The following is a 14,927-nucleotide window of genomic DNA, read 5'->3' on the forward strand; positions in this document are numbered from 1 at the left end:
TGTAATTAATTGTAACGGTGGGGATGAAAATGTTAGAGCAACTTATAATTGAATTGGTTAAATTAACGAAGCAGGTTGAAGAAATAAATGATGATAAAACTTATTTAGTTATAAATAAAGATGATGAAGGATTATACGTTGAAGCTAAAGTTTCACGTGAGCAATATGAAGAGGAAGCATCACCTTATTTTAAAGTGAGCTTTGAAATTCTTAAGGATGCTTGGAGAAAATTTATCGCTATGCGTACAGTAAAGAGTGAAGATTTTGGACAAGCGGGTGAATGTAATACTTTCTTGGTAACTTTCCTTTCACAGCTTCCATTTGTGGATGTAAAGGAATCGGGAGCTATTACATTTAAAGAATTCAAAACTGATAACCTTCCAAGTGAAAAATATGATAAAGTCATGCTGTTTTTAAAAGAGATAATGGATGGTACATATAATCCGAGTACATTACGTGAACAAACGGATGAAAATTTATATAGAATGAAATCTAATGCGCGCCAGGATTTAAGATTATTGGGATTTTTGAATGAATCTCATGAAATGAATCAACTTCTATTAAATGAATATGTTCAATCAGAAGATAAAAATATCTATATTGCCCATTTAGTTTTAAAGCAGGAATATTTCCGACATGTTCTATTTGTTCTTGGATTGCTAGAGAAATATTCAAAGGGTGAAAAGAAAGAAGCTCTAGTTGATTTTGGAATGACGATTGTCCGAAATTCAGTAGGGGATAATTTAATGGTTGAATCGGTGACGAGGAAGCGTACGAATAACTTACTGGATTGGCTTGAACAAGTAGGACTAATTAATGATGAATGGATTCCTATTGAAAAATATGTAAAAGATGATGGAGAAAAGGGCGGTAGCATGAACAGTAATTTACGTGAAAAGTTTTTAACAGTTATGAATGAGTATTTACAGGCAAGAACAGAAAGATTTGCGGGTCATAAAATGGGATCGGTTGTTAGGAATGAGATGACAACGGAAATAACGAGGTTACCATTTATTGATCATAATCAGTATGTTGTCACAGGATCAATTGGACAAGGAAACTGGGCTGCTGTTCCATGGCTTGCAATTATGAATAAAGATATTACGACATCTACGCAACGAGGATACTATATCGTTTATTTATTTAGTGAAGATATGGAACGATTATATTTAACATTGGCGCAAGGTGTGACGGAAACGTCTAAAGAAGAGATGCAAAAAATTAAAGAAGAGATTCGTGAACAAATACATATGTCCCAAAAGGTAAAAAAAGATGATGAGATTTTCTTAGGAACAAGTCCAAAAGCGAGAGGATATGCGAATTCAACAGCGGCTTATATTGCTTATGATGCTAATAAAATGCCAAGTGAAAAAGAGTTAGTAGAAGATCTAGAAGAAATGCTTCGTTATTATGAGGGGTTTATTGGTTACAAAGAGGAAGGAACGAAATATGAAATGATTTATGAGAGGAAAGAAGTGTATTTAGATCAGCAATCAATTATCGATCACGTGTCTTCTTATATTCAAAGTAAAGGTTTCTTTTATGAGAAAAAGGGTCTTATTAATTTCTTCCTTTCATTAAAAACAAAGCCATTTGTAATTTTATCAGGTATTTCAGGTACAGGGAAAACGAAAATTGTTCAGTGGTTTGCGGAGAGTTTAGGGGCTACGGAAGAGAATGGGCAGTTTACACTTATTCCGGTTCGACCTGATTGGAGTGATAGTTCTGATTTGCTTGGTTATGTGAATCTTCAAGGGGATTTTCAAGAAAGACCGTTAATTAAAGTTCTTGAAAATGCAGATGCAAATCCAAATAGGCCGTATTTTGTAGTGTTGGACGAGATGAACTTAGCTCGAGTGGAGTACTACTTTAGTGACTTTTTAAGTGTAATTGAAAGCCGTAAATGGAAAGATGGGAAAATTGTTACGTCACCAGTGCTTCCAGAATCAATTACGAATAAGCATATTACGATTCCATCAAATGTATACATTATCGGAACGGTAAATATGGATGAAACGACACATCCGTTAAGTAAGAAAGTATTAGATCGTGCGAATACAATTGAATTTAATACCGTTAACTTAGATTATTTTAATTTTTTAATGGATGTAGAAGAGAAGGAAGCTGAAATTGCTTCAAATCGCTCTTTAGAAACTGAGTATCTTCATCTGAAGGAATGTTTTAAAGAAAACGAAGATCTTGTGAGAAATATATCGAACATTTTAATAGAAATAAATAAAATACTTGAATCAGTAGGTGCTCAAGTTGGATACCGTATACGAGATGAAATTTGTTTCTATATGGCATACAACGAACAAGGAAAGTTATTGTCATTCGATGAAGCACTTGATTATCAAATATATCAAAAGATTTTACCGCGTCTTGCGGGGAGCGATGGAAGAACAGAAGAGGTATTGAAGCAGTTGTATGTATTATGTGCAAATGAAGAATATGATAGTGGCAATAATGACGCTTCCTACGCTAAGTATCCTCGTTCAGCTAACAAGCTGTCTCATATGTTAAGGAGGTTCGAGTATGATGGTTTCACTTCTTTCTGGATCTAATAATGAGATAGAGCTAGTTAAGATTGAAACAGAGGAGCTATCATTGACAATTAAGGGAAATCCTTATCATGAAAAATATGAGAGTTTAAAAGAATATCAGGCTATGAACACAGATGAAATGATGTATTTTCATGTAGATGGGAAGACGGAATCCGTTTCTGTATTTGATGCGAGATTGCAGAGGCTAGACGAATGGAAAGAACACCCACCAATCTTTTTTGAAAATAGAAGTTACCAGCTTGTTGTTGTTCCAAAAAAGAGTCAACAGCTCTCTTTTTATCATGAACATCCGGGTTTTCGAAAGCAAGTTAGTTCTATTCAAATGGGATCACTTCATGTGTTAATGGGGAATCTTTCGTTTCCAAATGAAGTAGGAAATACAACATTCGAAATTAAAGACGAGCAAGAAACTTTATTAACTGTTACATTTGAAGTTTTCCCGGCAAAACTGGATTATAAGGATGATTACAGATCCTTATTAGATGAAGTAAATGATGAAATTTATAATTTAGCGTTTCATTTACTAAAGAGAACTTACTTAGGAGCATCTACAATTTACGCTACAAATCCATCGAAGAGTGAGTTCTATCATATTTTAAATGATTCCTTTGAGCGGTTTATGAAGTCGATCTCTCATATTAAAAGACAGCCGCATCATACGCTTATGACTAGACATCAACTTGTACGAGGAGAAAAAATTCGTAAATTGGATTCTGTCGGAATGAACTATTTGCGAAAGCGACCACACTTACTGCAAGGAGAAAAAAGTATACCGACTAAAGGGATTACAGCTTATAAGGAAGTTTCTTATGATACGTTAGAAAATAGATTTGTTAAATGGATGATTCAAAGAGTCGTACATAAAATAGATGATTTACTTAAGGCGCTAGAGCCAAAGTCTAGATATACACGTGGTGTAACTGATGAAGATTTGCTAGAGCGTGTAAAAAATATGAAGTATCGAATGAAAAATGAATTGAATGATCCATTTTGGAGAGAAATCGGAAAATTAGATCGCTCAGTTTTTTCGCTCGTTATTCAAATGGCAGCGGGCTATCGAGATGCGTATCAAATCTTCTTAATGCTATCGCGAGGTTTAACATTACGAGGACAAATTTTCAAAATGTCGTTAAAAGATGTCGCAAGGTTATACGAATACTGGACGTATTTAAAACTCGGACAAATTCTATCTGAAAAATATATACCGCTCCATCAAGATGTTATCCAAGTTAAACAAGACGGTTTATACGTAACGCTCGATGAAAGTAAAACTGCAAAAAGAGCGTTTAAGCATCCAGTCACTGGTGAAGTAATAGAACTGTATTTCCAGAAAAGGAACGGTAGACTGCCAACAGTTACACAAAAGCCAGATACGATGCTCGCTATTGAGAAAAAGGGAAAGAACTATCAATATCAATACATTTTTGATGCAAAATACCGAATTGATTTTGCTGAAAGGTCTCATTATAAAAAGAAGTATGGTACTCCTGGTCCAATGGAAGAAGACATTAATACAATGCACCGCTACAGAGATGCATTAGTTGTGGAACAAGATGGACCTTTTGAGCGGACAGCTTACGGAGCGTACGTATTATTCCCATGGAACCAAGAGGAAGCGTACGAGAACCATCCATTTTATAAAAGTATCGAAAAAGTAAATATCGGTGGCTTTCCATTCTTACCAAACGCAACAAGACTAGTCGAACAATTTCTAGACCATCTCATTGAAAAAAGCCCAGAAGAAATTATAAGAGAAGGCATCCTTCCAAGAGGAACAAAAGAAGAATGGCACTCTTCACTAGAAGAAAAAGTATTAGTGGGCAGCGTGAAAACTGAAAGTGAATATGAAACATATAGAAAGAATGGCTTATACCAGTTACCGGTCACACAGTTAAAACCAGGATGGCAAGAAGCAAAACACATAGCATTATATGCACCGAAAAAATGGCACGGAGAAAAAGGTGGTATCCAATACGTAGCCAAAATCAAACACATTCAAATGCAACAAAACGATGAGTATGTACATTTCGAACTAGAGCCATGGAAAAAACTAGAACACCTCATCCGCCCGGTAGGATATGGTATTCAAACATACACAATAACAACTATGTCTTTATTAAAAGAAGTACAAGAACTCCCAGAACTATTTATGAAATCAAAAGAAGAACGAACTCTTTGGAAAACGCTGCGTCGTTTTACGAAACAGGTTAAAGTTGAGCTGGATCATCGTAATTTAGATGAGGCTTCTTCTGTTAAGAGTTATTATGTGCAGGATGTTCAGATTTGGGTTGATTATGAGAATGGGGTTGTTGTGGTGGGGAGAGATGGGCGAGTTAAGGAAGTTCCTTTGGAGTTGGTTGTTGGGAGAGGATCGGTGTTGTTTAGGGAAGTTTTAGAAGTGTTAAATGTTGGGGAATAGCACTTAGATATAAAGGGGATTAAATAATGGATAAGAGACCAAATTAATTTTCACATGGAACAAGTGAGTTCTCGCAAGATGCTTTTATTTGTTGGTTAGCAGAGTGGGCGAACCCAATTTATAAAGGAATTGATGAATGCTTACATGAAGCAGGTATAGGTTTTATTAGAAGAATATATGATCTACATAAAAGATCTTTTCCAGCTGGGATTAAAGAAATTAAGGTTACGAAACAGTTTAAGGAAATTTCGAATGAAGTATTAATGAATACATTTATGCTTTTGTCAATTGGTGAAGAAGAACAACGAATTGTTAAAAAAGCAGAAAAATTATTAAGGAGTAAAAGAAAGCTTGTTTGATACAGTTTCATTATTCAACTTCAATAATGTTGTAAAAACACCCTTTACCTACTAGGATTGAATATATGGTGTAGGGTTTAAGAGCCACCATGTATTTTGAAATAACTGTGAACATTAATATAACAATATTTTTTAATGCTGTATGTGATATTAGGTCGAAGTCACCAGCTACTATTGAGTGGAAATAATAAAAAGAAAGCCTAGACTCCTTATTTAAAAGGGCTTTAGGCTTTCTTTTTGCATTTGTGAATAATTTGCAAAAAAAACGATTGATTTTAAAAAATAGATTATGAAAGTTTTAATTGAACAAATTGTTTTGCATATTTTCTAGCTATCTTTTACCAGTAACAAATGTATAACCTTCTTTGTTATATTGAGCTTTTTTTGATCTATTATATGCCCCACTTCTATAAATATACTGCTGGTTAATAAAATTACGTAATTTTACAATAGGTAGGTTCATCCCAATGAATTAACAAATTTAGCTTAGTATTTTACTTTTGCCTGCAGAATTTCTTTTAGGTCTTTCTTTGAAAGCCAAGGTCTTTTTCTATGTAACATTCTATGACAATTAGCACATACTAGAACAATATCTTCTATTTTCGTCTTTGAACCTTCTTTTAATTCAGAAACAGGAATTGTGTGATGAGCTTCAATATAATCTTCACCTAAATCTCCATATTTTTCTGTGTAATCAAATTCACAAATTTCACAGAAAATTTTTCCGTTTTCCTTTTTAAATTGTTCCTTTACAGTTCTAATTAATTTAGAATTTCTTTCTCTATAAATATGTAAACGTAATGTTTGTTTTCCTTCTGGGAAAGAAGAATCTTCTTCTGTAAGATCAATACTTTCTTTTGTTGCCTTATAATTTCTAAGACCCCAGCGACCTTCTCCTTTCTCAGATACAGTGTAGAATAAATCTTCTCCGTTTTGATAATAATCGCTATCGCTTGATTTACTATAAATAACACCTTGTATAGTGTTTTTAAAAGATTTAGTGAGAGTTTTATTACCTCTATTTCTTATTTCTTGGTAAATCTCTTTTAAAGTTGCTTCGCCACCTAGAAATTGCAAGACTTCGACAATTTCATCCTTCCATTTAGGCTCCTCCATAAAATCACTCCTTAAAAATTATATTATTTATATTCTATAACTTAATATAAAAATCCTCTAATATTAAAAAGAGAGCATTTAGCTCTCTTACAAATTTCTCTTTACATACTGGTTTAAAATCATTTTTTATTAGAAAATTATTCGGGTCTGAACTGTATTCAGATTTTGAAATTGATTGAAAAGTGTTTAAGTTATCCTCAGCCCATATGTATCAATTGTTAGGGATTTTCTTGCTATAGTTTGTTCAATCTCACTTTCCATTACATCTTGCAGTTCTTTGATAAAATCATCAAATGAACTATCGTATTCTACTCCCTCTATTATTGATAAATTTTTTTGTGAAAATAACGTACTCTTGACTTACTCATTTGAGTTATTTCATGACATTTTTCTTCTACATATTTAATTGTTTTTAATATTTCTTTTGCGTTCATTATATCATCCCTCTTATTTTGTTAAACCTCGTATAGTACGCCTGAAAATATTTATATTTACTCTAACGAGTTTATAAACGAGATGATTCAAAAAATAACACGGTCAATAATTAGAAAATATATTTATATTAAATACAAGTATATATGGGGTTTTGCATTTTTTTGTTGCTCATTAAGTGTGTGGTGTTATATTGGTATTCGAAATTGTTTTGCAAGGAGGAGTAAAATGAAAGAAAGTATAAATGAAAACTTTAAAAGATTAGCGAGTCAGAGAATGAAACGTATCTTTCAGACTGCAAACTTATTAGCCGATTATCAAACAGAAAACAATACACATGTAGAGCACAAAAGATCGATGCTTTATTTACTGCTTATGAAGAAAAGGATAGGAAATTCGAGTTTGTTTTGAAACACTAAAAGATCACTTTTCGTTTGAGAGTGAGTAAGAAATCATCTTTAATAATTATTTTGAGTTGGTTTGAACATGCAAACAATTTGCAAACATTAGCATTCAACTTATAATGAATCAAAGAACTATAAATAATCCCCAAAGCTTGATATTCAATAAATTAATTCCTACCATATTTAGAACGCATTGAGTGGGAATAATTAAATAGCGACAAGAAAAAGCTTGGAGAGCCTATAAATTATGTTTTTTTCTAAGTTCTTTTATTTTGTGATAACAGAAATGGCAGCGATAATTTTAATATAGGGATAATATGATTGGAAATTTTCAATTTAAATACAATTATTATCAATGATCTGTATAATAAGTAGAAGAACATAATGTAAAATGATATTAAATAATTTTGAACAGAGGGAGAAAAGCTGTGAGTAATTATCAATTAACTGGAAAAGAAGTAGATACAGATTTTATGGTTAAAGATTTTCTTGACTCAATAGGGGTGTCTTACTCCTATCAAAAATCAACCATAGTTGAAGTAGATCAGGCCTTGGTGGGAGCAAGTAAGTCTCAAAAAGGTGAGGGGAAAGGAAATCCTGAATATATTTTTATTTCTGGAGGACATCTATTTATTATAGAAAATAAAACAGATATAAAGCAGCTAGAGTATACGGATAATGATGTTGTTATCACAGAATATCCCTATCGTAATGATTATGCTGTAAATGGGGCTGTTCATTATTCTAAACATATTGTAGAAAAGACTAACTTTAATGAAGTTATTGCAATAGGTGTTGTAGGTAATAAACATTACTATGAGATTCAACCTTATTATGTATCAAAGGATGAGGTCAGAAAACTAAATAGTATAAAAAGCTTTGAAGATTTTTCACCAGAAAATATTGAAGAATATTGGCGAGTAGCAATTAAAGGTGAACTACCTAAAGAGGAACGAGAACTTCAAGAGGTTACGAAAGTAGCCGTGGAACTGCATGAAGATCTACGGAATTATGGGAATTTGTCTAATGATTTCAAAGCGACTGTAGTGTCCGGAATTCTTTTAGCATTAGAACAAAAAACATTCGCAATTGAAGACTTGAAGGGCTTTGAAGATGATGGAGCCAAAGATGGTGATAAAATTTACAATGCTATTGAGATGTATTTAAAGAGCATAGAATATAATGGAAGACCGGCTAAATACGGGATTTTGCTAGAAAATTTTTTATATATATAAAATGACCAGACTTTAAATAGAATTAATCCAAGTTTAGGTAAAACACCGTTAAAGTATTTTGTAGAACAAATTGAAAAAAAAGTACATCATCACGTTAAAAATCAAAATCATGATATAGATATTCTGGGTAAATTTTATGGGGAATTTGTTAAGTACGGAGGCTCAGATGGAAACTCACTGGGGATCGTTTTAACACCTCGGCATATTACCTCTTTAATGTCAGAGCTTATTAATATTGAACCAGATGATTATGTTTTGGATCCAGCTTGTGGCAGTGGCGCGTTTTTAATTAGTGCAATGCAGCGTATGATGTCTCAAGTGCAAAATAATCCAAACTTAAATTCACAACAAAAGAAAGAGTGGATAGAAGGAATTAAACAAAATCAACTATATGGAGTAGAATTGCAAGGGAAATTGTTTACAATTGCTACTACTAATATGATTTTAAGAGGAGATGGAAAATCAAATCTATATAATGGGGATATGTTCCATCTACCAGAGGATATTTATAAGAAAGATAAAGTTAACAATGGTGAGGAAGAGAAACATAATTTCATTACTAAGGTTTTAATTAATCCACCATATAGTCAAGCTAAGACCAAAGCTTTATCCCATCTTTCTGAAATTAGTTTTATTAATACGGCGTTGAAAATGATGATGAAAGGTGGGAAATTAGCGGCCATTGTTCCTATAAGTACAATGGTAGGGAAAACAAAAGAAGAAAAAGTATATAAAAAAGAAATTTTAGAAAATAATACTTTAGAGACTGTAATTACTTTAAATACGGACACTTTTCATGGGAAAGGAGTTAATCCTTGTATTTGCATTTTTACTGCTGGTATTCCTCATGACTTGAAAAAGAAACGTGTTAACTTTGTAGATTTTACGGATGATGGATATGAGGTTAGAAAACATACTGGATTGATTAGTAATGGTACTGAAAAATCAAAGAGAGAACATTTAATTGATGTATTAAATGGTAATGCAGATGATGGAACTAAATTTATTGTAAAAACTACTATTGCACCAGAGGATGAGTGGTTGCATAGTTTTTATTATTTTAATGAGGAAGTTCCTCAAGAAGAGGATTTTGAAAAAACTTTGGCAGATTACTTAACCTTTCAAGTCGATATGTATAGTCATGGTAAAAGATATTTATTTGAAGAGGGTGAGTAAATGTCTAATCAAATATTAAAATCTAAAAATTGGCGATCATTTTTCTTGAATGAAATTTTTACTACTATTCAAAGAGGGAAACGTTTGACAAAGGCTAATCAGCTTCCGGGAGATATGCCCTATGTTTCAAGTACCTCTTTTTCAAATGGTATAGATGGATTTATAGGCAATGAAAAAAATGTACGTAAATTTTCTAAATGTATAACTATTGCCAATAGTGGTAGTGTAGGTAGTGTTTTTTATCATGACTATGAATTTATAGCTTCTGATCATGTAACGATACTTAGTAATCCATTGTTTACTAAAAATCACTATTTATTTTTAGTAACGGTTTTAAGTAGAATTGGTGATAAATATTCTTTCAATAGAGAAATTAATGATTATAGAATAAAACGAGAAAAAATCATGTTACCGGTTGATGAAAATGAAAAACCAGATTGGGATTTTATTGATGAATATACTCGCTTGAAAAAACAAGAAACAGAAAATAAATTTGAATTTCCGGAATTAAATGTTGTAAATGACTTTAAAGAATTGAAAGAAGTTAGATGGGGAGAGTTCTCATTAGATGAAATTGCTAAAGTGAAAAGTGGTAAAGACTGGCCAGAAAGAGATAGAAAGCAGGGGCTTGTTCCATTTGTTGGATCGACTTCTATGGGGAATGGGATAACAGACTTCGTTAATCCAGCCGGCCGTGAAAGGCAAGTAGATTCTAATGTTATCGGCGTGAATCGTAATGGTTCTGTTGGATATACCTTCTATCATAGTTATGTTGCTTACTTTTCAGGGGATACTAGATTTTTAAAATTGAATATGTATAGTGATGATAAATATATTAATTTGTTTGTTAAAACGATGATTCAATCTCAAAAAGATAAGTATGCTTATGGATATAAAATGGGTACAGAAAGAATAAAAAAACAAAAAATCCTTCTACCAATTATGGAAGATGGTAAAATCGATTATGCTTTTATGAGAGATTATATGAAACGAATAGAGAACAAAATTCTTTTAAGCTGTAAAAGTGCAGAGTTTTAAAATATATATTCGAGGAGACAGAAAAGAGTTATAAGTATCTTTTCTGTCTCTATATTTATAAAAAAAATAATTATTTATTACTATATTAGAATTAATATTTTTTATTGAATCTAGTTTTCTTTAGATGTCTCATATTTAATTGAGCCACTCAAATTATTATCAATTTCAAAGTTTACATTCGGATATAAAGGTGAATAGGTGCTTAAAGTTTTTGTGATATCGTCATGTTCTAAACGATCTTTAATAATGAGGGGGTTAGTGTTATATTCGTTAATTAAAAAGAAGCGCGAGAGTGACGTAATCCCTTATCTTGAATAGGTTTAACTCCAGCAATCTTCGCATGACATTTTATAATTCGAGCGATTGTTGATTACCATGTTGGTCTACCATCTCGTAAGAGAATATGAAATTAAATTCCCAAAATCCCCTTGCCTATCTTTCAAAGTTTTTGAAATTTCTACTGCATCATTATTAAAAGTAATTGTCTGCAGACCTGCTTTTGTTTTTGTTGGTCCAAGCAGTCCAGTCATCAATATTTTTAAGACGTAGTGAGTGATTGACAGTTAGTGTATGATTATTTAAATCAATATCTTGCTTCCAACGTAATGTAGCAGCTTTATTCATACGCAGCACTGTCGTGAAGTAGAGCCAAATAATAATGAATAATGTTCGTAATAATCATCCAAGTTGAGGTTGATAGCACCTTTTGAAATTCTTCTGTTTTCAGAATGCCACTTTCATTTTTTAATGGCTCAATGCATTTTAGTCATACCTAGTTTAACTGCTTTTTTAGTTATATTAGAAGAAAAAAGTAACAAAGGGAACCACGCCAACCTCTTAAAACTAAAAATGCTCTAGCTAAAACTAAAAGAAATCAATAAAATACGTAAAAAGAATGAGGCGGCTTCTCAGATCGAGTCTTCCTAATCGAAGTAACCGATAACTAGCCCCTCCTAAGCCCCTTACAAGCCCCTACCAAGTAATAAATCACTAAGAAAAAGCACAACAAAACAAAAACACCAACAAACACCGTAGTAGTAGTCAAAAAAATTTTTGAAATAACACGCCAAAAACCCAGCCAGTCTCCCATATATATTATGAAGAGGCTTTTACTTTTGAACGGAGACGGGAGGAGTTAGGATGGCGGTGTATCGTAATGTGCAGGTGAATTTTTGGCAGGATGATTTTGTTTTGGATTTGACGCCGGAGGAGCGGTATTTTTATGTTTATTTGTTAACTTGTTCGAAGACGACGCAGTGTGGGATTTTTCCTTTTCCGAAGCGGTTAGCGGAGATGGAGACGGGTTATAATCGGGAGACTGTTGATAAGCTTGTGCAGCGCTTCATTGATTATGGGAAGATTCTTTATGATGCGGATACGAGAGAGTTATTCGTTTTAAATTGGCTTCGTTATAATCCGGTGACGAATACGAATGTGGAGAAGTGCGTTCTTCGTGAGCTTAAGGGTGTGAAGAATAAGGAGTTTGTACATATGTTTCTTCAGAAGTGCGTAGAGGAGGAGCTGAATGTTCCTATGCTTTTAGCGCATTTTGGTATGCCGAGTGATTTAGCTGTGGATGATGTTGATCCAGTTTGTGAGGAGACAGAGGTGGAAGAAGAGGTTATAGAGGAAGAAACGGGAAGTCGCGTGTTTTCTTTTTATGAGCAGCATTTCGGTAGTTTGTCTCCTCATACTGTAGAGGAACTGAGTGCGTGGATGGAAGATTTGTCAGAGGAGCTTGTGCTGAAGGCTCTTCAAATTGCGTTTGAGAATAATAAGCGAACGATTGCTTATGTGAAGGGCATTTTGAGAGGTTGGCATGGGAAAGGTTTTACGAAAGTTTCTGAGGTTGAGGCGGATACGGCGAGCTTTCGGAAGAAGGAGTCGTCTGTTAGTACGGGGGAGACGGAGGAGTTTTTGGCGAGGTGTGAGGAGTGGGAGAAGAATGCGCCGTCAGAGGAAGAGTTGCAGCGCTTTTTAGCGGAGCGCGGGTGGCGGCCATGAGTATTCAAAATGTGGAGGCGGAAAAGACGGTGTTAGGTTCTCTACTAATTGATGGAGAGCTTATTAAGGAGTGCCGTTTGACGGAGCAGTATTTTTCGATGCCGGTGCATAAGTCTATATTTCAGTTAATGCGAAAGATGGAAGGAGAGGGGCAACCGATTGATCTTGTGACTTTCACTTCTAGGTTGGACCCGAATTTTTTGAAGGGCATCGGGGGAATGGAGTATTTTATAGGGTTAATGGATGGTGTGCCTACTACTAGCAACTTCTCATATTATGAGGGGCTTGTTCGAGGTGCGTGGAAAATGTATCAGGCTGGTGTTCTCGGGCACAAGATGGGAGAGCGTCTTATTGCGGAGAAGAGTGAGAAAGTTATCGGTGAGACGATTACGGCACTTTGTGAGTTAGAGGAGAAAGACTCTGTATGTGAGTTTGATTTGAAGGATGCGTTAGTTGATTTGTATGAGGAGCTTCATCAAGATGTGAAAGAGATTACTGGTATTGAGACTGGTTATACATCGTTAAATAAAATGACGTGCGGATTGCAGGAAGGTGATTTTGTCGTCCTTGGTGCGCGTCCTTCTATGGGGAAGACTGCGTTTGCGCTAAATGTTGGACTACATGCGGCGAAGTCTGGAGCGGCGGTGGGATTGTTTTCGTTAGAGATGAGTAGTAAGCAATTATTGAAAAGGATGGCTTCTTGCGTAGGCGAAGTGTCAGGAGGTAGGCTGAAAAATCCGAAGCATCGTTTTGCGATGGAAGATTGGGAGAAGGTAAGTAAGGCGTTTGCGGAGATTGGTGAGTTGCCATTTGAGATTTATGACAATGCAGGCGTTACGGTGCAAGATATTTGGATGCAAACTCGTAAGTTAAAGAGGAAGCACGGTGATAAAAAGATTTTAATTATTGTAGATTATTTGCAGCTTATTACGGATGATCCGAAGCATAAGGGCAATCGATTTCAAGAAATTAGTGAGATTTCTCGTAAGCTTAAGTTATTAGCGCGTGAATTAAATGTTTGTGTAGTAGCGTTATCACAGTTATCTCGTTCTGTAGAGTCACGACAAGATAAGCGTCCGCTATTATCTGATTTAAGAGAGACCGGACAAATTGAGCAAGATGCGGATGTCATTATGCTTATGTATCGCGAGGATTATTACGATAAGGAAACGAAGCAGAAAGAGATGACGGAGATTCATGTGGCGAAGCATCGGAATGGGCCTGTGGGGAGTTTTAAGCTGAGGTTTATGAAGGAGTTTGGTCGGTTTGTGGAGGGAAAATAGTGAAAAGACTGGAGTATCACTTTGCAAATAAAATAAAGCATAAGTGTTCTATTTCATTCACTTATGCTTTGTTTTTTGATTCTTTCAATATGCTACTTATTTCCCCATAAAGAAAGACTTTCTCTCTGCAGTAATCCATTGCTGCAAGTCATCTTGGCTACGTCGGACAAGTCGATTTACTAAAACATCATGCCATACATAATCCTCTAATAAGTATATATGAACGGGGTCATCTGTATAAAAAGCAATATTACGCTCTTCAAGTGATGGTCCATAAATCATTTCTTTAGAATCTATCGATACAATAAACCAATGTTCTGTAGACAAGGTTTCTGTATAAGGTGTTATGCGATGGGCTTCTAGATTTTTAATGGGATTTTCAACATGTAGGGTAATACCTTGTATTGTAACTTTATCAGCTACTTCAGATAGATCTTCTTTTAACGCTTCATACATCTCATCCCACATTGAAATGACAATACGTCGTTCTGCTTTTTTTATTAATGTCTGACAGTAGCTAATGATTGTTTGATTGTCTTTTAAAGTAATTACTCGATTATCCGTTTTTTCCTCGGAAGTTTCTAGTTTTTTTAATGAATCACTTATTCCTTCGTAAGTAGATTGCCATTCTGTTTGCGCCTTCTGTAAAAAGATTTCAACAGGTAGAGGTGAATAGCGGGTGGTGTCATTTATTTCTTCTTTCATGACAATTCCTTTTTCTACAAGGTTACCTAAAATCTCATAAATTCGCGCTCTTGGGACACCCGAATCTTTACTCACTTGATAGGCTGTGACAGGCCCCTGTTTAACAAGAGATACATAAGATTTAGCTTCATATTCATTGAAACCAATTTTTTTAAGCTGTTGTACTATGTAGTCCACTTTTTCGTCCTCCGA

At 34.3% G+C, this 14,927-nt stretch carries 10 protein-coding genes and 2 pseudogenes; 10 read left to right on the forward strand and 2 right to left on the reverse strand.

All coding sequences use genetic code 11. The annotated features are described in order from the left end of the window. Window positions 1-29 precede the first annotated feature (29 nt). From ES895_RS27315 to ES895_RS29940, 3 genes and pseudogenes are all read left to right on the forward strand, one after another. Window positions 30-2,564, forward strand: a complete 2,535-nt coding sequence (locus tag ES895_RS27315; RefSeq protein WP_135238807.1) for an MrcB family domain-containing protein — start codon at window positions 30-32, stop codon at window positions 2,562-2,564. Beyond that, the gene (locus ES895_RS27320) at window positions 2,539-4,983 is read left to right on the forward strand and encodes a restriction endonuclease-like protein (protein ID WP_135238815.1); all 2,445 of its coding nucleotides are present in this window, start codon (window positions 2,539-2,541) and stop codon (window positions 4,981-4,983) included. Before ES895_RS27315 ends, ES895_RS27320 begins: the two co-directional genes overlap by 26 nt. Window positions 4,984-5,069: 86 nt before the next feature. Further along, window positions 5,070-5,252: pseudogene (locus tag ES895_RS29940) on the forward strand (PD-(D/E)XK nuclease family protein); the annotation flags it as partial. A gap of 576 nt (window positions 5,253-5,828) precedes the next feature. Here the strand turns inward: ES895_RS29940 and ES895_RS27330 are convergent. Further along, window positions 5,829-6,458 (reverse strand): HNH endonuclease, encoded by a 630-nt coding sequence (locus tag ES895_RS27330; protein WP_135238808.1) that lies wholly within the window; start codon window positions 6,456-6,458, stop codon window positions 5,829-5,831. Window positions 6,459-7,118: 660 nt separating this feature from the next. Here ES895_RS27330 and ES895_RS27335 point away from each other — a divergent pair. The 7 genes and pseudogenes from ES895_RS27335 to dnaB all read left to right on the forward strand — a co-directional run bounded on the left by ES895_RS27335 (window position 7,119) and on the right by dnaB (window position 14,030). Then, complete coding sequence (locus tag ES895_RS27335; protein WP_135238809.1) at window positions 7,119-7,301, forward strand: hypothetical protein; 183 nt, start codon at window positions 7,119-7,121, stop codon at window positions 7,299-7,301. A 421-nt stretch (window positions 7,302-7,722) separates the two neighbouring features. After that, window positions 7,723-8,529, forward strand: coding sequence for a hypothetical protein (locus tag ES895_RS30160; protein ID WP_346986749.1), 807 nt, complete (start codon window positions 7,723-7,725; stop codon window positions 8,527-8,529). 123 nt (window positions 8,530-8,652) lie between these two features. After that, window positions 8,653-9,705, forward strand: coding sequence for an HsdM family class I SAM-dependent methyltransferase (locus tag ES895_RS30165; protein ID WP_346986750.1), 1,053 nt, complete (start codon window positions 8,653-8,655; stop codon window positions 9,703-9,705). Further along, window positions 9,706-10,743, forward strand: coding sequence for a restriction endonuclease subunit S (locus tag ES895_RS27345; protein WP_135238810.1), 1,038 nt, complete (start codon window positions 9,706-9,708; stop codon window positions 10,741-10,743). It begins immediately after the preceding gene. A gap of 858 nt (window positions 10,744-11,601) precedes the next feature. After that, a pseudogene (locus ES895_RS30315) lies at window positions 11,602-11,690 on the forward strand (nucleoside triphosphate pyrophosphohydrolase); the annotation flags it as partial. Window positions 11,691-11,883: 193 nt separating this feature from the next. Next, on the forward strand, window positions 11,884-12,747 hold the full coding sequence (locus ES895_RS27350) for a DnaD domain-containing protein (protein ID WP_070757277.1): 864 nt from the start codon (window positions 11,884-11,886) through the stop codon (window positions 12,745-12,747). After that, the gene (gene dnaB / locus ES895_RS27355) at window positions 12,744-14,030 is read left to right on the forward strand and encodes a replicative DNA helicase (protein ID WP_135238811.1); all 1,287 of its coding nucleotides are present in this window, start codon (window positions 12,744-12,746) and stop codon (window positions 14,028-14,030) included. Before ES895_RS27350 ends, dnaB begins: the two co-directional genes overlap by 4 nt. A 96-nt stretch (window positions 14,031-14,126) precedes the next feature. Here the strand turns inward: dnaB and ES895_RS27360 are convergent, their stop codons facing one another. Next, complete coding sequence (locus ES895_RS27360; protein WP_000384623.1) at window positions 14,127-14,912, reverse strand: TrmB family transcriptional regulator; 786 nt, start codon at window positions 14,910-14,912, stop codon at window positions 14,127-14,129. Between the last annotated feature and the right edge of the window lie 15 nt (window positions 14,913-14,927).

Source organism: Bacillus sp. 007/AIA-02/001 (assembly GCF_004634455.1).
Taxonomy (GTDB): domain Bacteria; phylum Bacillota; class Bacilli; order Bacillales; family Bacillaceae_G; genus Bacillus_A; species Bacillus_A cereus.